Genomic DNA, 20,987 nt, shown 5'->3' on the forward strand with positions numbered 1-20,987 from the left:
CTCCCTCCCCATCCTGTCCCCCCGACCCGCAGCCCGTACTCCTCCGCACACCCCCGCGCCCCACACGCGCCCCCCGCGCCCCCGCGCCGCCCACACCACTGGCACCACCCGCACCACAACGCGCCACCCGCACCGCCATCCGGAACGAGGAGCCCATGCGCACACCACGCAGGACACCGGACGCACCGCCGTCCCGGCCGCCCGCGCCCCCGGCGCGCGGCCGACGCGCGCACGCCGGCCCCCCGGCCCAGGAGGACCTGGCCGAACTGTCCCGCGGCCCCGCGGCACCGGCCCCGGCCGCCCCCGGCCCCCACCCCTTCAGCGCTGCGGGAGCCTCCGCGCGCCCCCGCGGGGGCCCGGCCCCCACCGGGCCGGCCGCCCCCGCGCCCCCTGCGCCCGCCCCCACCGCCGCCCCGCGGGGGCTCCAGCACCTGCGCCCCGGCAGCGTCCGCGCGAAGATCGTGTCCCTGCTGATGGTGCCCGTGGTCTCCCTGCTCGCGCTCTGGGCCTTCGCCACCGTCAGCACCGCCCAGGACGTGGCCCGGCTCAGCCGGATCCAGCAGGTCAACGAGGAGATCAGGACCCCTGTCGCCGGGGCCGTCGCCGAACTCCAGGCCGAGCGCCGAGCAGCGGTACGGTTCCTGGCCGCCCCCGGCGGGGCCCGGGGGGACGTCCTGGAGAGCCGGGCCCGCCGCACCGACGCAGCCGTCGCCCGCCTCCGGCTGGGCAGCCGGCACACGGTCGCCGACTCCGGCGACCATCCGCCGGCCGTGGCCCGCGCCCTGCGGCAGTTCATCAACGCCGTGGACGCCCTCGCAGGCGCGCGCAAGGAGGTCACCGCGCGCACGGCCACCCCGGACGCGGCCTTCACGGCGTACACGGAGGTCATCGGAGCCGCGTTCGCCGTCAGCGGCAGTCTCTCCGGGGGCGGCGACGGCAGCGCGGCGGGCGGGGCCGGCGCCCGGGTCCTCGTCGAATTCGGGCGCGCCGCCGAGCAGCTGGCCCGCGAGGACGCCCTGCTCGCCGGCCGGGCCGGCGGCACCCCCCTCACCGCCGCCGAGCTGCGCCGCTTCACCGCGGCCGCCGAGAGCCGCCGCATCCTGACCGAGGCCGCTGCCGCCGACCTCCCGGAGGACCAGCGGGCCGCCTGGCGCACCACGGCCCAGGGCGCCGCGTACGCCGCGCTCGTGACGGCGGAGGACCGGCTGCTCGCCGCAGGGGCGGTACGCGACGAGCCGAAGGGCGCCGGCAGCGGGGACGGGGAGGGCGCGGGCCGGAGCGAGGGCCCGGCAGCCGGGGACGCCGAGGCCGAAGAGGTCCGCGCCCAGGCGCAGGCCCGGGCGGACCGTACCGTTCCGGCCGCCTGGGACACGGCCGCCGAGCAGGTCGCCACCACCATGCGCGAGATCGAGGCCTCCGCCTGGCAGCAGGCCGCCGACGAGGCGGACCCGCTCGCCGAGGGCCTGGTCGGATCCGCCGGGGCAGCGGTCCTGCTGGGCCTCGCAGCCGTGGCGGCGTCCCTGGCCATCTCCGTGCGCATCGGCCGCGCCCTGGTCGTGGAACTCGTCTCGCTGCGCAACGGAGCCCTGGACATCGCCCACCGCAAACTCCCCGGTGCCATGACCAGGCTGCGCGCGGGCGAGGAGATCGACGTGGCCGCCGAGGCCCCCGCACCGCCGCCTGCCGAGGACGAGATCGCGCAGGTCGGCGCGGCACTGGCCACCGTCCACCGGGCCGCGCTCAGCGCCGCCGTCGAACGCGCCGAGCTCGCCAGCGGGATCTCCGGGGTCTTCGTCAACCTCGCCCGCCGCAGCCAGGTGCTGGTCCACCGCCAGCTCAGCCTGCTCGACGCCATGGAGCGCCGCGCGGACGACCCCAACGAGCTGGGCGACCTGTTCCGCCTCGACCACCTCACCACGCGCATGCGCAGGCACGCCGAGAGCCTCATCATCCTCTCCGGCGCGGCCCCCGGCCGGGCCTGGCGGATGCCGGTCCCCCTGACCAACGTCGTACGCGCCGCCGTCTCCGAGATCGAGGACTACCCGCGCGTCGAGATGCGCCAGCTGGAGGAGGCCGCCGTCGTCGGCGCGGCCGTCGCGGACCTCACGCACCTCCTCGCCGAACTGGTCGAGAACGCCGCCCAGTTCTCGCCCCCGCACACCAAGGTCCGCGTCAGCGGGGAATCCGTGGGGACCGGGTACGTGCTGGAGGTCGAGGACCGGGGTCTGGGCATGGGCCGTGAATCACTGGCCGAGGCCAACCGGCGCATCGAGCAGTCGGAGGCCCTCGACCTGTTCGACAGCGACCGGCTCGGACTGTTCGTGGTCAGCCGGCTCGCCGCGCGGCACGGGGTGCGGGTGCACCTGCGCACCTCCCCGTACGGAGGGACGACGGCTGTCGTCCTGCTCCCGAACTCCCTGCTCCAGGCGGCCCTCCCGTCCGGGGAGGGCGCGCGGCCCGAACCCGGCGGGGAGCGGGGCGCCGGGCGGACTTCGCAAGGCCGGGAAGACCGGGAAGGCGGGGAAGGCAGGGGAGGCGGGGAAGGCAGGGACGGGGAGGCCGGGCGCGCGCCGGAGCGCTTCCGGGCGGGTGCGGGTGCGGGAGCGGAGGAACCTGTTCCGGCCGGCGCACCCGCGGGCGCGCGGTCCGCTGCTGCGGCACCGTTGGCCCCTCCGGCCAATCCGGCCGCCCCGCCGTCCGTTGCCGCCCCCCTCGCGGCACCTGCCCCGTCGACCGTCGTGCCGCCCGTCCCGTCCCCCGTCCCCTCCGCCGCCGCACCGGCATCCGGGGCCGTACCCGCGCCCGCGACGGCCCCGCCCGCAGCGGCCCCGTCGGCCCGGCCCGAGGCTGCTCCGGCCGGACGCCCCACCGGTCCCGTCGCGGTCCAGGAGGAGCCCGCCGTACGGAAGCCTCCGCGCGGACCCGTGGCCGTACCGCCCGCCCGCACCGGGTCCGGCGGTGCGCCGGGACCGGCCGCGGGCGGGCCCGCGGAGCAGCCCCCGGCCCCTGTGGCCACGCTCCGGCCGCGCGGGCCCGGCGGCTCGGGCGGCCCGGCCCCGCGCACGTCCGCCACCCCGGGCGGGGAGCCGCCCGGCGTCCTCCCGCCCGGGGTCACCCAACTGCCCCGCCGGGTCCGGCAGGCCAGCCTCGTGCCCCAGCTGCGCGAGGCCCCCGCGCCCGCCCGCCCCGCCCCCTCGGCCGCGCCCGAGGACCCGCCCGGCCGCAGCCCCGAGGAGGCCCGGGCCCGCATGACGGCGTACCGCGACGGCTGGGCCCGCGGCGCGTCGGACGGCACCCCCCCAGTCAGCGAAGGAGATGAGTCGTGATGGAGCACCAGAGAATCGACCGGGACGGCCCGCGGCGGTCCGGGGAACTGGACTGGCTGCTGGACGACATGGTCAGCCGGGTCCGTGAGGTGCGGCACGCGGTGGTGCTGTCCAACGACGGGCTGGCCGTGGGCGCGTCCAGCGCGCTGAGCCGCGAGGACGCCGAGCACCTGGCCGCCGTCGCCTCCGGGTTCAACAGCCTCGCCAAGGGCGCCGGACGGCATTTCGGGGCGGGCGGCGTGCGCCAGACGATGGTGGAGATGGACGACGGCTTCCTCTTCGTGGCGGCCGCGGGCGACGGCTCCTGCCTCGCGGTGCTCAGCGCCGCCTCCGCCGACATCGGCCTCATCGCCTACGAGATGGCCCGCCTGGTCAAGAGGGTCGGCGAGCACCTGTACACGCCCCCGCGGTTCGCCGCCCATCCCCCCGCCGCCGGCTGAGGGCGGCCCCGCACATGACCGGGCACAGGGAGGGCGGGCCGGCGGCGGCCGGGACCGCCGGGCGGCCGGGAGCGGACCGGTGGTACGACGCCGAGGCCGGCCCGCTGGTACGCCCGTACGCGATGACCGGCGGCCGGACCAAACCGGGACCGAGCGGGGTGCGCTTCGACCTCATCGCGCTCGTGGTGGTGGACCCGGCGGGCAGCGGCGGGGCGGACGAGTCGCTGCTCGGGCCCGAACACCGCGCCTTGCTGGCGCTGTGCCGGTCGGAGACCCAGTCCGTGGCCGAACTGTCCGCCGACGCGGACCTGCCGGTCGGGGTCGTACGGGTGCTCCTGGGAGACCTGCTGGAGGGCGGGCACGTACGGGTGAGCCGGCCCGTACCGCCCGCGCAACTGCCTGACGAACGGATCCTGCGGGAAGTCATCGAGGGGTTGAGGGCGCTGTGACGGGAGCGAGAGGCATGGGAGACCAGGGCGGACCCGCGGCCGCGGAGCCGCTGGCGCTCGCACTGAAGATCCTGGTGGCGGGCGGTTTCGGGGTCGGGAAGACCACGCTGGTCGGTGCCGTGAGCGAGATCCGACCGCTGCGGACCGAGGAGCTCCTCAGCGAGGCGGGGGAGCGGATCGACGACACGGGAGGGGTGGACCAGAAGGCCACGACGACGGTGGCCATGGACTTCGGGCGGATCACGATCAGGTCGGGGCTCTCCCTCTACCTCTTCGGGACCCCGGGCCAGGACCGCTTCTGGTTCCTGTGGGACGAGCTGTCGCAGGGGGCGCTGGGCGCCGTGGTCCTCGCCGACACCCGGCGCCTGGAGGACTGCTTCCCCGCCGTGGACTACTTCGAGCACCGCCGCATCCCCTTCGTCGTGGCCGTGAACTGCTTCCCCGGCGCCCGCACGTACGGGGCGCACGAGGTGTCGCTCGCCCTGGACCTCGACCGGGGGACGCCGGTGGTGCTCTGCGACGCCCGGGACAGGGACTCGGGCAAGGAGGTGCTGATCAGGCTGGTCGAGTACGCGGGCCGGGTGCACACCGCGCGGCTGCTCGACTCGGTCGGCGCGGCCTCCCCGGCCGCCGCGCCCGGCCCCGAACCGGTGCGGCCGGGGTAGCGGGACGGCGGCGGTCCGGATTCCGCCCCTTGACGCGGGCCGCCTCCTTCGGGGAGGCGGGTGCGGGCGTGCCGGGTACGCACCGGATCGGGCGGGTCTGCGGACCGGTGCGCCCACCCGGTGCGCAGAGTCTGCCGGTTCGGGTGGAATGGGGACCGGCGCACCGCCACTCTTCTTTGGTCATTCTCTTCGCCAAGGGGACATCCTCCTTGCCCGAAAGCCGCTGGTGGGCAAGGCTTGCGAAACGCAGACGCGGGGGCGGGGGCGACCGCGCGAACGGGGAGGACGACAGGGATGGCTCTGGACAAGCAGCTCGACTGGCTGCTGGACGATCTGACACGGCGGGTCCACCAGGTGCGGCACGCGGTGGTGCTGTCGAACGACGGTCTGGTGACCGGCGCGAGCAGCAGTCTGGAGCGGGCGGACGCCGAGCACCTCGCGGCGGTCTCGGCGGGCCTGCAGAGCCTGGCGAAGGGGTCCGGGCTTCACTTCCGGGCCGGGCAGGTGCGGCAGACGATGGTCGAGTACGACGACGGGGCCCTCTTCGTCATGGCGGCGGGCGAGGGCAGCAGCCTGTGCGTGCTGAGCGCCGCGGAGGCAGACATCGGCCAGGTCGCGTACGAGATGACTCTCCTGGTCAACCGGGTGGGAGAGCACCTGAGCGTCGCGGAGCGCAACCGCTTCGAATAGCCGCCCGCTGCCGGAGCCGCCGAAGCCGCCGGCCCGCTGCAGCGGCGCTGCGGCCCGTGCTCCCCGGGTGCCCCGCGGGCTTGTCCACAGGCCGGGCGGGAAGTCTTTGCGCTGCGTTACGATCCTCACACAGAGTAATCGGACGGCGTGCAGGCGTCGTCCCGTGGTGGGGGAGGACTGCCGTGACGGTGGGGAGTGCTGCACAGGAGACGGGGCCCGGGACGGCCGCAGGCACGCGCGTCGAAGGCGCGGGAGCCGCGGGGACGGGCACAGAAGGGGCGCGCGCGGGCGGGGCGGGCGGGGAGGCGGTGGGCCGCGGGCTCGCCGGTTCGCGTGCCGCTGCCGAACTGGTCCTCAGGCGGGCCGAGTTCGAGATGGCCGTACAGCTGGGGCTGGTGCGGGCGCAGTCCGCGCGCGGACCGGACGGGCGGCCGCGGTACGGCCGCGGGGAGCTGGACCGGGTGAGAGCCGCCGAGGGCTTCCCCGAAGCCCTGCGCGAGCAGGTCCGCACGGTCGGTACGGTCGCGGGCGCCGCACTGATCGGCATCAGCGCGGCCCGGTTCGCCCGGCTCGCCCGCTGCGGGCACCTGACCCCGGCCGCCTACCGCATCAACCGCTACCGCGCCGTGGTCTGGCTCTACCTCGCCGAGGACGCCAGGGACCTGGCCCGGCGGCGGCCGGAGCTGCTGAGGGGCCGGCTCCCGCTCGAAGATCGCGAGGCGCTCGCCGCCGGAGCCGACCGGCGCGCGGCGAACTGGCGGTGGAGATACGCGCGCGACCTGCTGCGCCAGCGCGCGGACCCCTGGGAGCGGGCCGCCGTGCCCGCCTGGCTGCTGGGACCCGCCGAGCTGGCCCGGGCCGTGCCCGATCCGGCCGTACGGGCCCTCCTCACCGCCCTCGCCCCCGGTACGCCGTACGGGCACCCGGGCCGGCCCGGGCCCGCGGAGGTGGCCGCGGTGCTGCTGCGGGCCCGGGAGCCGGATGAAGTGCTGCGCTACCGGATCTGTCTCGGGGAGGCGCTGGTCCGCGCGGCCGTGGCCGCCGAGCGCTCAGTCGAAGACGACGGGCGAGAGGGGGCCCACATAGACCCAGGCCCCGCCCTGTCGGGAGAAGCTGCTGTGCTCGTGCAGTGAGCCCGCGTGCCCGCCCTCGCGGTAGTGCGCGCGGAACTCCACCGCCCCCTCGGTCTCGAAGAGCCCGCCGCGCTCGGTGCCGAGGATCTCCAGCCGCTCCCAGTGCTGCCCGGGGTCCAGGTCCAGCCGGCCCGGCCGGGTGTCGGGGTGCCAGGAGCGCATCAGGTACGCGGTGTCGCCAACGGCGAAGGCGCTGAAGCGCGAGCGCATCAGCAGCTCCGCGGTGGGGGCCTGCCGGGCCCCGGAGTGGAAGCGGCCGCAGCAGTCCGCGTAGGCGGCGGGCAGCCCGCAGGGGCAGGGGGACGCGGGGGCGGAGCTCATCGGAGCCTGGTCATCCGTTCTTCGTCGGGGCGGGGGAGTAGGGCCGGAACAGGCCCTCCTGGACCACGGAGACCAGCAGGCGGCCCTCCAGGTCGTAGATGCGGCCGCGGGCCAGGCCCCGGCCGCCGTGGGCGATGGGCGACTCCTGGTCGTACAGGAACCACTCGTCCGCCCGGAAGGGCCGGTGGAACCACATGGCGTGGTCGAGCGAGGCCATGTCGAAACCGCGCACGCCCCACAGCGGCTCCACGGGGATGCGCACGGCGTCGAGGAGGGTCATGTCGCTGGCGTAGGTGAGGGCGCAGGTGTGCACGAGCGGGTCGTCGCCCAGCGGGCCGACGGCGCGCATCCACACGGCACTGCGCGGATCGGCGTCCTTGAGCTCCTCGGGGGTCCAGCGGAGCCGGTCCACGTAGCGGATGTCGAAGGGCTGGCGGCGGGCCATCCGCTCCAGGGCCTCGGGCAGCGCCCCGAGGTGCTCGCGGATCTCGTCCGCGACCTTCGGCAGCGCGTCGGGGTGGGGGAAGTCGAGGCGGGGAGGCAGCTGGTGCTCGATGCTGCCGTCCTCGGGATGGTGGAAGGAGGCGGTGAGATTGAAGATCGTGCGGCCCTGCTGGACCGCGGTGACCCGGCGGGTGGTGAAGGACCGTCCGTCCCGGACCCGCTCCACCTGGTACACGATGGGCACCCCGGGGATCCCGGGGCGCAGGAAGTACGCGTGCAGGGAGTGGACCGGCCGGTCCCCCTCGGTGGTGCGGCCGGCGGCGACCAGCGCCTGCCCGGCGACCTGGCCGCCGAACACGCGCTGGAGCGACTCCTGCGGACTGCGGCCACGGAAGATGTTGACCTCGATCTGCTCCAGGTCGAGCAGATCGACCAGTCTCTCGGCCGGGTTCGTCATCCCTCGTCCTCCACTCTCGTGCTTACAGCTGTCCCACGGAGGTCACGCGGATCACGGCGCGGCCCTCCTCGTCGGAGGCGGCGAGGTCGACCTCGGCGCCGATGCCCCAGTCATGGTCGCCGTTCGGGTCGGCGAAGGTCTGCCGGACGCGCCACAGCCCGTGCGCCGGGTCCTCCTCGATCATGAGGAGCTTCGGGCCGCGGGCGTCCGGCCCGGTGCCCAGGTCCTCGTACTCGTCCCAGTACGCGTCCATGGCCTCGCCCCACCGGTCCGCGTCCCAGCCGGACTCGGAGTCCAGCTCGCCGAGCTCCTCGACGTGGTCGAGGGCGGCCAGCTCCACGCGGCGGAACATGGCGTTGCGCACGAGCACGCGGAACGCCCGCGCGTTCGCCGTCACCGGCTTGACCTGGTCGGCCTTCTCCACGGCCTCCTCGGCGCTCTCCAGCTCCGGGTTGGCCAGCTGCTCCCACTCGTCGAGCAGGCTGGAGTCGACCTGGCGGACCATCTCGCCGAGCCAGGCGATGAGGTCTTCCAGGTCCTCCGACTTCAGGTCGTCGGGGATGGTGTGGTCCAGGGCCTTGTACGCGCTCGCCAGGTAGCGCAGCACGATGCCCTCGGTGCGGGCGAGCTCGTACACGGAGGTGAACTCCGTGAAGGTCAGCGCCCGCTCGTACATGTCGCGGATGATCGACTTGGGCGAGACCGGGTGGTCGCCGACCCACGGGTGGCTCTTGCGGTAGACGTCGTAGGCGTGGACCAGGAGCTCTTCGAGGGGCTTGGGATAGGAGATGTCCTGGAGCCGCTCCATGCGCTCCTCGTACTCGACCCCGTCCGCCTTCATCGCGCTGACGGCCTCGCCGCGGGCCTTGTTCTGCTGGGCGGCGAGGATCTGGCGCGGGTCGTCCAGGGTCGACTCCACGACCGAGACCATGTCGAGGGCGTAGGAGGGGGACTCCGGGTCGAGGAGTTCGAAGGAGGCCAGCGCGAAGGTGGACAGCGGCTGGTTCAGCGCGAAGTCCTGCTGGAGGTCCACGGTCAGGCGGATGGTGCGGCCCTCGGCGTCCGGGGTGTCGAGCTGCTCGACCACCCCGCCGTCGAGCAGGGACCGGTAGATCGCGATGGCCCGCCGGATGTGCCGCAGCTGGGCCTTGCGGGGCTCGTGGTTGTCCTCCAGCAGCCGCCGCATCGCCTCGAAGGCGTTGCCGGGACGGGCGATCACCGACAGCAGCATGATGTTGGTGACCTTGAAGCGCGAGGTGAGCGGCTCAGGGTCGGCGGCGATCAGCTTCTCGAAGGTCGTGTCGCTCCAGGCGACGAAGCCCTCGGGGGCCTTCTTGCGGACGACCTTGCGGCGCTTCTTCGGGTCGTCGCCCGCCTTAGCGAGGGCGCGCTCGTTCTCGATGACGTGCTCGGGGGCCTGCGCCACCACGAAGCCCGCGGTGTCGAAGCCGGCCCGGCCGGCCCGCCCGGCGATCTGGTGGAACTCGCGGGCGCGCAGGGTGCGGACGCGGTTGCCGTCGTACTTGGTGAGGGCGGTGAACAGCACCGTGCGGATGGGGACGTTGACGCCCACGCCCAGCGTGTCGGTGCCGCAGATGACCTTCAGCATGCCCGCCTGGGCCAGCTTCTCCACCAGGCGCCGGTACTTGGGCAGCATTCCGGCGTGGTGCACGCCGATGCCGTGGCGCACGTACCGGGACAGGTTGCGGCCGAACTTGGTCGTGAAGCGGAAGTTGCCGATCAGCTCGGCGATCTTGTCCTTCTCCTCGCGGGTGCACATGTTGATGCTCATCAGCGACTGGGCCCGCTCGACGGCCTGCGCCTGCGTGAAGTGCACGATGTAGACCGGGGCCTGCCGGGTCTCCAGCAGCTCGGTGATCGTGTCCGTGATGGGGGTGGTCACGTACTCGTACGAGAGCGGGACGGGGCGGGTCGCGGAGCGGACCACGGAGGTGGGGCGGCCGGTGCGGCGGGTCAGGTCCTCCTCGAAGCGCTTCACGTCGCCGAGGGTGGCCGACATGAGCACGAACTGCGCCTGGGGGAGCTCCAGGAGGGGGATCTGCCAGGCCCAGCCGCGGTCCTGCTCGGCGTAGAAGTGGAACTCGTCCATGACGACCTGGCCGATGTCGGCGTGCCTGCCGTCGCGCAGGGCGATCGAAGCGAGGACCTCGGCGGTGCAGCAGATCACCGGGGCGTCCGCGTTGACCGAGGCGTCGCCGGTGAGCATGCCGACGTTCTCGGTGCCGAAGAGCTTGCACAGGTCGAAGAACTTCTCCGAGACCAGCGCCTTGATGGGCGCGGTGTAGAAGGTGACCTTGTCCTGGGCCAGGGCGGTGAAGTGGGCGCCCGCGGCCACCAGGCTCTTCCCGGAGCCCGTCGGGGTGGACAGGATGACGTTCGCCGCGGAGACCACCTCGATGAGCGCCTCCTCCTGAGCCGGGTACAGGGAGATGCCCTGGTCCTCCGCCCACGAGGAGAAGGCCTCGAAGAGGGCGTCGGGGTCGGCGTTCGGCGGCAGCTGATCAATGAGGGTCACGCCCCCATCTTGCCTGGCTTCTCCCCGGAAGAGGGAACCGGCGGACGGTACGAAGATCATCGCAGGTACCCTGGTCCGTCGGCTGGGCCCGACGGCGTACGCCGACCGGGCCCCAACACCACAGACCTGGGGCGGGTACGAGCAGATGATGGGACCGGCGCACTCCCTTTCCGGCGCGGCGGCGTGGCTGGGGGTGGGGGCGGCGGCCGCGGCCGCCGGGCACCCGATGCCCTGGCCCGTGCTCGTCGTCGGCGCCCTGATCTGCGCGGGAGCCGCGCTGGCCCCCGACCTGGACCACAAGTCCGCCACGATCTCCCGGGCCTTCGGCCCGCTGTCGCGGGGGCTGTGCGAGGTGGTCGACAAGATCTCGTACGCCGTCTACAAGGCCACCCGCACCCCGCGCGACCCGCGCCGCTCCGGCGGACACCGGACCCTGACGCACACCTGGGTCTGGGCGGTGCTGATCGGAGCGGGCTCCTCGGCCCTCGCCGTGACCGCGGAGCGCTGGGGCGTCCTCGCCCTGCTCTTCGTCCACCTGGTGCTGGCGGTCGAGGGACTGCTGTGGCGCGCGGCCCGGATGTCGAGCGACGTGCTGGTCTGGCTCCTCGGCGCGACCAGCGCCTGGATCCTGGCGGGCGTGCTCGCCGAGCCGGGCAACGGGGCGGGCTGGCTCTTCACCGGCCCCGGGCAGGAGTACCTCTGGCTGGGCCTGCCCGTGGTGCTCGGCGCACTGGTCCACGACATCGGGGACGCCCTGACCGTCTCCGGCTGCCCGGTCCTGTGGCCGATCCCGATCGCGGGCAAGCGCTGGTACCCCCTCGGCCCGCCCAAGGCGATGCGCTTCCGGGCCGGCAGCTGGGTCGAGCTCAAGCTGCTCATGCCGGTGTTCATGCTGCTCGGCGGCGCCGGCGGGGCCGCCGCACTCAACCTGATCTGACCCCTCCCCTGCGGCCCGGGCCTCAGCCGCCGGACCGCAGGACGCCGGCGCCGTCCCCGCGGGCCGTCGGGGACAGCCCCTGGGGGAGCCCCGCAGGAAGGACGCCGGTGGCCGCCCGGACCCCAGCGGGTCCGGGCAGCAGGCGGGTGTCAGCCGTGCCAGGACCGCCACAGGGCCGCGTACGGGCCGCCCGCCGCCACCAACTCCTCGTGGCTGCCCAGTTCGCTGATCCGGCCGTCCTCCACCACCGCGATCACATCGGCGTCGTGCGCCGTGTGCAGCCGGTGCGCGATCGCGATGACCGTACGGCCGTCCAGCACCCGCGCCAGCGAGCGCTCCAGATGGCGCGCCGCCCGCGGGTCCAGCAGCGAGGTCGCCTCGTCCAGCACCAGCGTGTGCGGATCCGCCAGCACCAGCCGGGCCAGCGCGATCTGCTGGGCCTGGGCCGGGGTCAGCGCACTGCCGCCCGAACCCACCTCGGTGTCGAGCCCCTCGTCCAGGGCCCGCGCCCAGCCGTCCGCGTCCACCGCCCCCAGCGCCGCCCACAGCTCGGCGTCACCGGCGTCCTCCCGGGCCAGCCGCAGGTTGTCGCGCAGGGACCCCACGAACACGTGGTGCTCCTGGTTGACCAGCGCCACGTGCTCGCGCACCCGCTCCGCCGACATCCGGGACAGCTCCGCCCCGCCGAGGGTCACCCCGCCCGCCCGCGGGGCGTAGATCCCCGCGAGCAGCCGGCCCAGCGTGGACTTCCCGGCCCCCGAAGGCCCCACGAGCGCCATCCGGGTGCCCGGCGGCACGCTCATCGAGACCCGGTGCAGGACGTCCACGCCCTCCCGGTACCCGAAGCGCACCTCCTCGGCCCTCACCTCCCGGCCCTGCGGAGCCAGTTCCGCGTCACCGGCGTCCGGCTCGATGTCCCGCACACCGACCAGCCGGGCGATCGACACCTGCGCGATCTGCAGTTCGTCGTACCAGCGCAGGATCAGCCCGAGCGGATCCACCATCATCTGCGCCAGCAGCGCGCCCGTGGCCAGCTGGCCGATGGTCATCCAGCCCTGGATCACACAGGCCCCGCCGATCACGAGCACGGCGCCGATGATGGTCACGTACGTGGTGTTGATCACGGGGAAGAGCACCGACCGCAGGAACAGCGTGTACCGCTCCCAGGCCGTCCACTCGCGGATCCGCTGCTCCGACAGCTCGATGCGCCGGCTCCCCAGCCGGTGCGCCTCGACCGTGCGGCCCGCGTCCACCGTCTCGGTGAGCGCCGCGGCGACGGCCGCGTACCCCGCGGACTCCGAGCGGTACGCCGAGGGTGCCCGCCGGAAGTACCAGCGGCAGCCGACCACCAGCACCGGCAGCGCGAGCAGCGCGGCCAGCGCCAGCGGCGGCGCCGTCACGGCCAGCGCCCCGTACAGCAGCACCGCCCACACCACGCCGATCGCGAGCTGCGGCACGGCCTCCCGCATCGCGTTGGCCAGGCGGTCCACGTCGGTGGTGATCCGGGACAGCAGATCACCGGTACCCGCCCGCTCCAGGACGCCCGGGGGCAGCCGGACCGAGCGGACGAGGAAGTCCTCGCGCAGGTCCGCGAGCATCTCCTCGCCAAGTACCGCACCGCGCAGCCGCACCATGCGCACGAACACGGTCTGCACGACCAGTGCCGCCGCGAACAGGGCCGTCACCTGCCCCAGCGGCAGGTCCCGGACCCCGGCGGCCAGGTCGTCGACGACCCGGCCCAGCAGGTACGGGCCCGCCATCGAGGCGATCACCGCGACCGCGTTCGCCGATACCAGCAGGACGAACGCGCGGCGGTGGCGCCGCAGCAGTCCGCGGACGTACACACGCACCGTGGCCGGGGAGGCCACCGGCAGGGTGGCCGCCGATTCAGGGGCCGCGGGGTCGTACTCCGGGGGCGCCACGCCGATCATGCCGACTCCTCGATCTCCGTCAGTTCCTTCAGCCCGGCGAGCTCCTTCGGCCGCTCCAGGCCGCGCAGTCCGCCGTCCGGGCCGTCCGGGGCGTCCAGGCGGGCCGCACCGTCGAGGCCGTACCCGGGCGTTCCCGCCCGTCCGGCAGCTCCCGTCGCCGCAGCCGCCCGCTGCTCCTCCTCGGTCTCGCGGGTGACCACGGCCCGGTAGCGCGGCTCGGCCGCCAGCAGCTCCCGGTGCGTGCCGGAGGCCACCGCGGTGCCCTCGTGGACCAGCACCACCCGCTCCGCCCGGTCCAGCAGCAGCGGAGACGAGGCCAGGACCACCGTGGTCCGGCCCGCCCGCAGGGCCGCGACGCCCTCGGCGATCCGCGCCTCCGTGTGCGAGTCGACCGCGGAGGTCGGCTCGTCCAGCACCAGCACCCCGGGGTCGGTCACCAGCGAACGCGCCAGCGCCAGCCGCTGCCGCTGCCCGCCGGACAGGGAGCGCCCGCGCTCGGTGAGGTGCGCGTCCATCGGGTCGGTGACCCCGTCCGGGGCGGACTGCAGCAGGGCGTCGAGCACGTCCGCGCACTGCGCGGCCGCAAGGGCCCGCGAGGCCGCGACCGCGCCCGAGGAGGGCACCGCGAGCAGTTCGGCCAGGGTCCCCGACAGCAGTACGGGGTCCTTGTCCTGGACGAGTACGGCCGTACGGGCCGCCTCCAGCTCCAGGGAGTCGAGCGCGACCCCGCCCAGCAGCACGGAGGGCGAGCCGTCGGCCTCGGCGGGATGGCCCCCGAGCCGCTCGGCGAGCCGCCCGGCCAGGTCCGGATCCCCGCACACCACGGCCGTGAACCGGCCCGCGGGGGCCAGCACCCCGGTCGCGGGGTCGTACAGGTCGCCTTCGGGAAGACCGCCCTCGGGAAGACCGACCCCGGGCGGCCCGGCAGCCGGGCCCGCAACCGGAGCCGGGCCGGCGTCCGCCCATCCGCCCGCGGGCCCGGGCCGCTCCGCGTCCTGCTCCGTGCGCGTCAGCGCCAGCACCCGCGCCGCCCGTTTCGCCGAGGGCCGCGAGAAGGAGTACGCCATCGCGATCTCCTCGAAGTGCCGCAGCGGGTACATCATCAGCGCCACCGCGCTGAACACCGCGACCAGTTCGCCCACCGTGATGCGGCCGTCCGTCACCAGCCCTGAGCCGTACCCGACCACGGAAAGGAGCAGCAGCCCGGGGAGCAGCACCTGCACCGCGGAGATCACCGCCCACATCCGGGCGCTGTGCACCGAGGCCTTGCGGACCTCCTGCGAGGCCTCCCGGTAACGCCCGAGGAAGAGCTCCTCGCCGCCGATGCCGCGCAGGACGCGCAGCCCCGCGACGGTGTCCGAGGCCAGCTCGGTGGCCCGCCCCGCCTTCTCGCGCTGTACGTCGGCCCGCTGCGTGGCCCTGGGCAGCAGCGGCAGCACCGCAAGCGCCAGCACCGGCACGCCCACGGCCACGACCACGCCGAGGGCGGGCGCGTACACGAGCAGCGCCACGCAGACCGCGACCACGGCGAGCGCCGCGGCGAGGAAGCGCGAGACCGCCTCGACGAACCAGCCGATCTTCTCCACGTCGCCCGTGGAGACCGCCACGACCTCGCCCGCCGCGACCCGGCGGGTCAGCGCGGCGCCCAGCTCGGCGGTCTTGCGGGCCAGCAGCTGCTGCACCCGGGCCGAGGCGGTGATCCAGTTGGTGACCGCCGTCCGGTGCAGCATCGTGTCGCCGAGCGAGATCGCGATGCCGAGCAGCACGATGAGCCCGCCGACCAGGGCGAGCCGGCCGCCGTCGCGGTCCACGACCGCCTCGACGCCCAGCCCGACCGCGAACGGCAGCCCGGCGATGCCGCAGTGGTGCAGCAGCCCCCAGGCCAGGCTCCTGAACTGGCCGCCCAGCTGGTTGCGGCCGAGCCACAGGAGGAACCGGGGGCCCGAACGGACGTCCGGAACCCCGGGATCCGGATACGGAAGATCGCTGATCTGCATGACGCCCCATGGCTCGGTCGGGAGTTCCAAACCGTGCAAGGTTCGCCTTCCGGACCCATCCGGTGCAATTGATTTTCCGGCGTCAGGGCCGGGTGGCCCGCTCCAGTTCCAGCAGCACCGAGTGGTAGCTGCGCCCGGTCGCGCGGTCCATGCCCACCTCGCACATCCGGTTGGCCGACAGGTGCGCGTCGAAGGGTCGCGCCGTGACCTCGGCCGCCTCCGGTCCGGTGGCCGCGGCGGTCAGCTCCGGGTGCAGCATGCCCCGGTCGCCCGCGAAGGCGCAGCACCCGGCGTCCTGCGGGACGACGACCTCCTCCGCACAGGCCTCGGCCACGGCCCGCAGCTGCTCCTCCGCTCCCAGGTGCAGCATCGAGCAGGTCGGGTGCACCACGGCCGACCCGATCCGGCGCCGGACCGTCAGCAGCGGCAGCAGCTCCGCCGCCCAGACCACCGAGTCGACGACGGTCAGTTCGGCGTGCAGCGCGCGGTTGTCGTCCGTGAGGTACGGCACCACCTCGTGCGCGATGCCGAGGGTGCAGGACGAGGCGTCCACGACCAGCGGGAGCCTGCCGCCGGCGGTCCAGCCCCAGGCCGCCTCCACGATCCGGTTGGCCATCAGCCGGTTCCCGGCCGCGTACCCCTTGGAGTGCCAGATCGTCGCGCAGCAGGTCCCCGCGGTGTCGGCGGGGATCCACACGGGCCGGCCCGCCCGCTCCGAGACCGCCACCACGGCCTCGGGCAGCGAGGGCCCCGTCCCGCCCGCCCCTTCCCCTGTCGGCTCCCGGGTCTCCCCGAAGATCCGGTTCACGCAGGCCGGGTAGTAGACCGCGGCAGCCCCCACCCGGTCGGTCGCGGGGAGGCGGCGGGCGGCCGCGCCCGGGATCTGCGGCAGCCACTGCGGTACGAGGTCCGGCCGCACGGCCCTGCGGGCGGCGGCCGTCACGGCGGCGAGCGGGGCGTCGCCGACAGCGCCGGTGATGCGCGCGGCGGCCGCGACCGCCAGCCGCGCCGAGGCCTCCACGGCCTTGAAGTTCCGGGCGGCCAGGGCGGCGGCCCGCTCCTCGCGGGGGCTGTGCCGCTCCTGCCGGAACTCCTTCATGAGCGCGCCCGTGTCGATGCCCACCGGGCAGGCCAGCCTGCAGGTCGAGTCCCCGGCGCAGGTGTCCACGGCGTCGTACCCGTACGCGGCCAGCAGCCCGTCCAGCACGGGCGAGCCGGGCTGCTGGCGCATCATCTCGCGGCGCAGCACGATCCGCTGGCGCGGAGTGGTCGTCAGGTCGCGGCTGGGGCAGGTGGGTTCGCAGAACCCGCACTCGATGCAGGGGTCCCCGATGGCCTCCACCTGCGGGATGGTCTTGAGCCCCCGCAGGTGCGCCTGCGGATCGCGGTCGAGCACGATCCGCGGGGCGAGCACCCCGTCGGGGTCGATGAGCTGCTTCGTGCGCCACATCAGGGCGGTGGCGGCGGGGCCCCACTCCAGTTCGAGGAAGGGGGCGATATTGCGCCCGGTGGCGTGCTCCGCTTTGAGGGAGCCGTCGAACCGCTCCACGGTCAGCCGGCAGAAGGCCTCCATGAAGGCCGCGTAGCGGGCCACGTCCGCGGGCCGCGCCGCGTCGAACGCCAGCAGGAAGTGCAGGTTCCCGTGGGCCGCGTGCCCCGCGACGGCCGCGTCGAAGCCGTGCTCGGCCTGGAGGGAGAGCAGTGCGGCGCAGGCCTCGGCGAGCCGGGCGGGCGGTACGGCGAAGTCCTCCGTGATCAGGGTGGTGCCGGACGGGCGGGCCCCGCCGACGGCCGTCACGAAGGCCTTGCGGGCCTTCCAGTACCCGGCGATCTCGGCGGGGTCGCGGGTGAAGGCGTTGGTCACGGAGGGTACGGGGGCCACCAGCTCCAGCCCCGCCAGGACCTCCGCGGCCCGGCGCTCGTACTCCTGGCGCGCCGCCGCGTCGGGGGCCCGGAACTCCACGAGCAGCGCCGTGGTGTCCCTGGGCAGCGCCGCCCAGTCGGCGGGTACGCCGGCGACGCTGACGGAGGCCCGCAGGGTGTTCCCGTCCATGAGCTCGACGGCCAGCGCGCCCGCCTCGTTGAACAGCGGCACCGCGGCGGCCGCCGCGGGCAGCGAGGGGAAGAACAGCAGGGCGCTGGAGAGTTCGCGGTCCAGCGGGAGCGTGTCGAAGACCACCTCCGAGATGAAGCCGAAGGTGCCCTCGGAGCCGACCATCAGCCCCCGCAGGATCTCGACCGGGGTGTTCCCGTCCAGGTAGGCGTCGAGCCGGTAGCCGTTGGTGTTCTTGATCGCGTGTTTGGCGCGGATGCGTGCCGCCAGCTCCGGATCCGCCTCGATCTCCGCCTTCACGGCCAGCAGCCCCGCGCACAGGGCGGGTTCGGCGCGGGCCAGCTCCTCGTCGGCCAGCGGGTCGGCGGTGTCCACGACCGTGCCGCCCGGCAGGACGAAGGTGAGGGAGGACAGGGTGCGGTACGCGCTGCGGGCGGTGCCCGCGGTCATGCCGGAGGCGTTGTTGGCGACCACCCCGCCGACCGTGCAGGCGATGGCGCTGGCCGGGTCGGGGCCCAGCACCCGGCCGTACCGGACCAGCGCGGCGTTGGCCCGCGCGACCGTGGTGCCCGGCCGCAGCCGGATCCGCCGCCCCCCGTCCTCGACCTCGGCGCCGGCCCAGTGCCGGCGGACGTCGACGAGGATGTCCTCGCCCTGGGCCTGGCCGTTGAGCGAGGTGCCGGCCGCCCGGAACACCACCTCCCGCTGCCTGCCGTGCGCGTACGACAGCACCGCGGAGACGTCGTCGATGTCCTCGGCGACCACGACCACCTGCGGCACGAACCGGTACGGGGAGGCGTCCGAGGCGTAGCGCACCAGGTCCGAGATCTCGCCGAGCACCTTGCCGGGGCCCAGCAGTGCGGCCAGGTCGGCGCGCAGGGCCTCCGGGGTCCCGTGCGCCCGGTGGGCCGGGACCCGGTCGGGGGAGGGGCCCGCCACGGAATGCGGGCGGAGTGCTCCGGGCCTGGGCTCGAGCAGCGGCATGGCGGCCCCTCACCTTCTCAGCAGCGGAAGTCCGGCCCCTCGGCCAGAGCGGTCAGCAGACCGCCGAGCACCTCGCGCTGTCCGGCGGTCAACGGAGCCAGGATCTCCTCTGCCGCGGTGCGGCGCGCGCTGCGCAGCTGCCTCAGCGTGGCGCGGCCGGTGTCGGTGAGCTCGATGCGGATCACCCGGCGGTTGGCCGGATCGGGTACGCGGCGCACGCAGCCGGCCGCCTCCAGCCCGTCCACCAGGCTGGTGACCGCCCGCGGGACCACTTCCAGGCGGGCGGCCAGGTCGGCCATCCGGGGCGCTCCCGGCCCGCCTGCCGCGAGCGCCGCCCCCGAGTGGTAGTGGGCCACCGTGCGCAGCAGGCGGGACTGGGCCGGGGTGATGCCCAGCGGCTCCAGGTGGCGCTTCTGGATGCGGTGGAGCCGGCGGGTCAGCCGCAGCAGCTGCTCGGCCAGCAGGCCGTCCGCATCCGCGCCGGGGTCCGCGGCGGAATCCGGAGCGGGGGCCGCTGCGGAGTCCGGGGCGCGGGCCGGACCGGGCTCTGGGGCAGGGGCGGAAGCGGTGCTCATGCCGGGAACGATATCAGGATGCGGTTCATTGTGAACTTAGGTAACAATGAGCTAGCCTCAGTCTTCGATGAACCGATCCCCTGGAGGAGGCGCATGCGCCCTGACGGACCCGTATGGACCCCTGACCCGACCCCGCTGCCCCTGGCGGCCGGCCGGGCCGGCCGCGCTGGCCGCCCCGGCCCCGCCGGCGGCTCCTCCGGCCGCCCCGCTGCGGACGGGCAGCCCCGCGAGCTGCGCCGTATCGTGCGGCTCTTCCGCCCGTACCGCGGCCGGCTGGCCGTGGTCGGACTGCTGGTGTGCGCCTCCTCGCTGGTCGGGGTGGCCACCCCGTTCCTGCTGAAGGAAATACTCGACACGGCCATCCCCGAGGGTCGCACGGGTCTGCTGAGCCTGCTCGCGCTCGGCATGATCCTGACGGCGGTGGTCACGAGCGTCTTCGGCGTCCTGCAGACCCTGATCTCGACCACGGTCGGCCAGCGCGTCATGCACGACCTGCGCACGGGGGTCTACGCCCAGCTCCAGCGGATGCCCCTCGCCTTCTTCACGCGCACCCGTACCGGCGAGGTGCAGTCCCGGATCGCCAACGACATCGGCGGGATGCAGGCCACGGTCACCTCGACGGCCACCTCGCTCGTCTCCAACCTCACCGCCGTGATCGCCACGATCGTCGCGATGCTGGCCCTGGACTGGCGGCTGACGGTCGTCTCCCTGCTCCTGCTGCCGCTGTTCGTCTGGATCAGCCGCCGGGTGGGCAGCGAGCGCAAGAAGATCACCACCCAGCGCCAGAAGCAGATGGCGGCCATGGCCGCGACCGTCACGGAGTCCCTGTCCGTGAGCGGCATCCTCCTCGGGCGCACGATGGGCCGCGCCGACTCCCTCACGCGCTCCTTCGCCGAGGAGTCCGAGAAGCTGGTCGACCTGGAAGTGCGCGCCAGCATGGCCGGCCGGTGGCGGATGTCCACCATCGGCATCGTCATGGCCGCCATGCCCGCCCTGATCTACTGGGCTGCGGGCCTCGCCCTCCAGTCCGGCGCCCCCGCCCTCTCGGTCGGCACGCTCGTCGCCTTCGTCACCCTCCAGCAGGGCCTGTTCCGCCCCGCCGTGAGCCTGCTGTCCACGGGCGTGCAGATACAGACCTCGCTGGCCCTCTTCGCCCGCATCTTCGAGTACCTCGACCTCCCCGTGGAGATCACCGAGCGGCCCGACCCGGTCCGCCTGGAGCGGGTGCGCGGCGAGGTCCGCTTCGAGGGGGTCGAGTTCGCGTACGAGCCCCAGGGCGCCGAGCGCCCCACCCTGACCGGCATCGACCTGACCGTCCCCGCCGGCGGCTCCCTCGCCGTCGTGGGCGCCACCGGCTCCGGAAAGAGCACGTTGAGCTACCTGGTCCCGCGGCTGTACGACGTCACGGGCGGCCGGGTCACGATCGACGGCGCGGACGTGCGCGACCTCGACTTCGACACCCTGGCCCGGTCCGTCGGCGTGGTCTCCCAGGAGACGTACCTCTTCCACGCCTCCGTCGCGGACAACCTCCGCTTCGCCAAGCCCGACGCCACCGACGAGGAGATAGCGCAGGCGGCCCGGGCGGCGCAGATCCACGAGCACATCGCCTCCCTCCCGGACGGGTACGACACCCTCGTCGGAGAGCGCGGCTACCGCTTCTCCGGCGGCGAGAAGCAGCGCCTGGCCCTGGCCCGCACCATCCTGCGCAACCCCCCGGTGCTGATCCTCGACGAGGCCACGAGCGCCCTGGACACCCGCACCGAGCGGGCGGTGCAGGAGGCCGTCGACTCGCTGTCCCGCGGCCGGACCACCATCACCATCGCCCACCGGCTCTCCACCGTCCGCGACGCCGACCAGATCGTGGTCCTCGACCAGGGCCGGATAGCCGAGCGCGGGACGCACGAGGAGCTGCTCCGGGCCGACGGACGGTACGCCGCCCTGGTCCGCCGGGACGCTGAGCTGGCCCCCGCCGCCCCGGTGCCCTCGTGACCCCGGGAGGCGTGCGCCGGCATCACATATCCGTGTGATCGTCACACCGGCACGCCGGGG

Annotated in this window: 15 protein-coding genes; 8 read left to right on the forward strand and 7 right to left on the reverse strand. The window is 74.6% G+C overall.

Going from position 1 to position 20,987, the window contains the following annotated elements:
• Positions 1–155 precede the first annotated feature (155 nt).
• From ACZ7JZ_RS07435 to ACZ7JZ_RS07460, 6 genes are all read left to right on the forward strand, one after another.
• On the forward strand, positions 156–3,326 hold the full coding sequence (locus tag ACZ7JZ_RS07435) for a sensor histidine kinase (protein WP_470934255.1): 3,171 nt from the start codon (positions 156–158) through the stop codon (positions 3,324–3,326).
• On the forward strand, positions 3,326–3,766 hold the full coding sequence (locus tag ACZ7JZ_RS07440) for a roadblock/LC7 domain-containing protein (protein ID WP_470934257.1): 441 nt from the start codon (positions 3,326–3,328) through the stop codon (positions 3,764–3,766). Before ACZ7JZ_RS07435 ends, ACZ7JZ_RS07440 begins: the two co-directional genes overlap by 1 nt.
• A gap of 14 nt (positions 3,767–3,780) precedes the next feature.
• The gene (locus tag ACZ7JZ_RS07445) at positions 3,781–4,215 is read left to right on the forward strand and encodes a DUF742 domain-containing protein (RefSeq protein ID WP_470934259.1); all 435 of its coding nucleotides are present in this window, start codon (positions 3,781–3,783) and stop codon (positions 4,213–4,215) included.
• Between the two features lie 14 nt (positions 4,216–4,229).
• Positions 4,230–4,880 carry a GTP-binding protein gene (locus ACZ7JZ_RS07450; protein ID WP_470934261.1) on the forward strand — a complete coding sequence of 217 codons (651 nt, stop codon included), beginning with the start codon at positions 4,230–4,232 and terminating at the stop codon, positions 4,878–4,880.
• Positions 4,881–5,174: 294 nt separating this feature from the next.
• Entirely contained in the window at positions 5,175–5,570 is a 396-nt protein-coding gene (locus ACZ7JZ_RS07455; RefSeq protein ID WP_470934263.1) for a roadblock/LC7 domain-containing protein, read from the forward strand.
• 182 nt (positions 5,571–5,752) lie between these two features.
• Positions 5,753–6,703 (forward strand): DUF6397 family protein, encoded by a 951-nt coding sequence (locus ACZ7JZ_RS07460; protein WP_470934265.1) that lies wholly within the window; start codon positions 5,753–5,755, stop codon positions 6,701–6,703.
• Here the strand turns inward: ACZ7JZ_RS07460 and ACZ7JZ_RS07465 are convergent.
• The 3 genes from ACZ7JZ_RS07465 to ACZ7JZ_RS07475 are packed head-to-tail and all read right to left on the reverse strand — an operon-like array spanning position 6,620 to position 10,521.
• Positions 6,620–7,024 (reverse strand): YchJ family protein, encoded by a 405-nt coding sequence (locus tag ACZ7JZ_RS07465; protein ID WP_470934267.1) that lies wholly within the window; start codon positions 7,022–7,024, stop codon positions 6,620–6,622. The genes ACZ7JZ_RS07460 and ACZ7JZ_RS07465 overlap by 84 nt on opposite strands.
• 10 nt (positions 7,025–7,034) lie before the next feature.
• Positions 7,035–7,925: an acyl-CoA thioesterase gene (locus tag ACZ7JZ_RS07470; protein ID WP_470934268.1), complete on the reverse strand. Its 891-nt coding sequence runs from the start codon at positions 7,923–7,925 to the stop codon at positions 7,035–7,037.
• A 22-nt stretch (positions 7,926–7,947) separates the two neighbouring features.
• The gene (locus ACZ7JZ_RS07475; RefSeq protein ID WP_470934270.1) at positions 7,948–10,521 is read right to left on the reverse strand and encodes a DEAD/DEAH box helicase; all 2,574 of its coding nucleotides are present in this window, start codon (positions 10,519–10,521) and stop codon (positions 7,948–7,950) included.
• Positions 10,522–10,606: 85 nt separating this feature from the next.
• Between ACZ7JZ_RS07475 and ACZ7JZ_RS07480 the strand changes: the two genes are divergently transcribed.
• A complete protein-coding gene (locus ACZ7JZ_RS07480) occupies positions 10,607–11,398 on the forward strand; it encodes a metal-dependent hydrolase (RefSeq protein ID WP_470934272.1) in 792 nt (263 codons plus the stop codon).
• A gap of 149 nt (positions 11,399–11,547) precedes the next feature.
• Here ACZ7JZ_RS07480 and ACZ7JZ_RS07485 read toward each other — a convergent pair whose 3' ends face one another.
• The 4 genes from ACZ7JZ_RS07485 to ACZ7JZ_RS07500 all read right to left on the reverse strand — a co-directional run bounded on the left by ACZ7JZ_RS07485 (position 11,548) and on the right by ACZ7JZ_RS07500 (position 18,938).
• Positions 11,548–13,329: an ABC transporter ATP-binding protein gene (locus ACZ7JZ_RS07485; protein WP_470934274.1), complete on the reverse strand. Its 1,782-nt coding sequence runs from the start codon at positions 13,327–13,329 to the stop codon at positions 11,548–11,550.
• Positions 13,326–15,326: an ABC transporter transmembrane domain-containing protein gene (locus ACZ7JZ_RS07490; protein ID WP_470935212.1), complete on the reverse strand. Its 2,001-nt coding sequence runs from the start codon at positions 15,324–15,326 to the stop codon at positions 13,326–13,328. Before ACZ7JZ_RS07490 ends, ACZ7JZ_RS07485 begins: the two co-directional genes overlap by 4 nt.
• Before the next feature lie 82 nt (positions 15,327–15,408).
• A complete protein-coding gene (locus ACZ7JZ_RS07495; RefSeq protein WP_470934276.1) occupies positions 15,409–18,363 on the reverse strand; it encodes an FAD-binding and (Fe-S)-binding domain-containing protein in 2,955 nt (984 codons plus the stop codon).
• A gap of 17 nt (positions 18,364–18,380) precedes the next feature.
• Positions 18,381–18,938, reverse strand: coding sequence for a MarR family winged helix-turn-helix transcriptional regulator (locus tag ACZ7JZ_RS07500; protein ID WP_470934278.1), 558 nt, complete (start codon positions 18,936–18,938; stop codon positions 18,381–18,383).
• 93 nt (positions 18,939–19,031) lie between these two features.
• Between ACZ7JZ_RS07500 and ACZ7JZ_RS07505 the strand changes: the two genes are divergently transcribed.
• Positions 19,032–20,927: an ABC transporter ATP-binding protein gene (locus tag ACZ7JZ_RS07505; protein WP_470934279.1), complete on the forward strand. Its 1,896-nt coding sequence runs from the start codon at positions 19,032–19,034 to the stop codon at positions 20,925–20,927.
• Positions 20,928–20,987 lie beyond the last annotated feature (60 nt).

It is taken from the genome of Streptomyces sp. NPDC038213, assembly GCF_055600495.1.

Coding starts and splice junctions, on each gene's coding strand:
- ACZ7JZ_RS07435 (WP_470934255.1), top strand. CDS start 156: ATGCGCACACCACGCAGGACACCGGACGCACCGCCGTCCCGGCCGCCC.
- ACZ7JZ_RS07440 (WP_470934257.1), top strand. CDS start 3,326: ATGGAGCACCAGAGAATCGACCGGGACGGCCCGCGGCGGTCCGGGGAA.
- ACZ7JZ_RS07445 (WP_470934259.1), top strand. CDS start 3,781: ATGACCGGGCACAGGGAGGGCGGGCCGGCGGCGGCCGGGACCGCCGGG.
- ACZ7JZ_RS07450 (WP_470934261.1), top strand. CDS start 4,230: ATGGGAGACCAGGGCGGACCCGCGGCCGCGGAGCCGCTGGCGCTCGCA.
- ACZ7JZ_RS07455 (WP_470934263.1), top strand. CDS start 5,175: ATGGCTCTGGACAAGCAGCTCGACTGGCTGCTGGACGATCTGACACGG.
- ACZ7JZ_RS07465 (WP_470934267.1), bottom strand. CDS start 7,024: ATGAGCTCCGCCCCCGCGTCCCCCTGCCCCTGCGGGCTGCCCGCCGCC.
- ACZ7JZ_RS07470 (WP_470934268.1), bottom strand. CDS start 7,925: ATGACGAACCCGGCCGAGAGACTGGTCGATCTGCTCGACCTGGAGCAG.
- ACZ7JZ_RS07475 (WP_470934270.1), bottom strand. CDS start 10,521: ATGATCTTCGTACCGTCCGCCGGTTCCCTCTTCCGGGGAGAAGCCAGG.
- ACZ7JZ_RS07480 (WP_470934272.1), top strand. CDS start 10,607: ATGATGGGACCGGCGCACTCCCTTTCCGGCGCGGCGGCGTGGCTGGGG.
- ACZ7JZ_RS07485 (WP_470934274.1), bottom strand. CDS start 13,329: ATGATCGGCGTGGCGCCCCCGGAGTACGACCCCGCGGCCCCTGAATCG.
- ACZ7JZ_RS07490 (WP_470935212.1), bottom strand. CDS start 15,326: ATGCAGATCAGCGATCTTCCGTATCCGGATCCCGGGGTTCCGGACGTC.
- ACZ7JZ_RS07495 (WP_470934276.1), bottom strand. CDS start 18,363: ATGCCGCTGCTCGAGCCCAGGCCCGGAGCACTCCGCCCGCATTCCGTG.
- ACZ7JZ_RS07500 (WP_470934278.1), bottom strand. CDS start 18,938: ATGAGCACCGCTTCCGCCCCTGCCCCAGAGCCCGGTCCGGCCCGCGCC.
- ACZ7JZ_RS07505 (WP_470934279.1), top strand. CDS start 19,032: ATGCGCCCTGACGGACCCGTATGGACCCCTGACCCGACCCCGCTGCCC.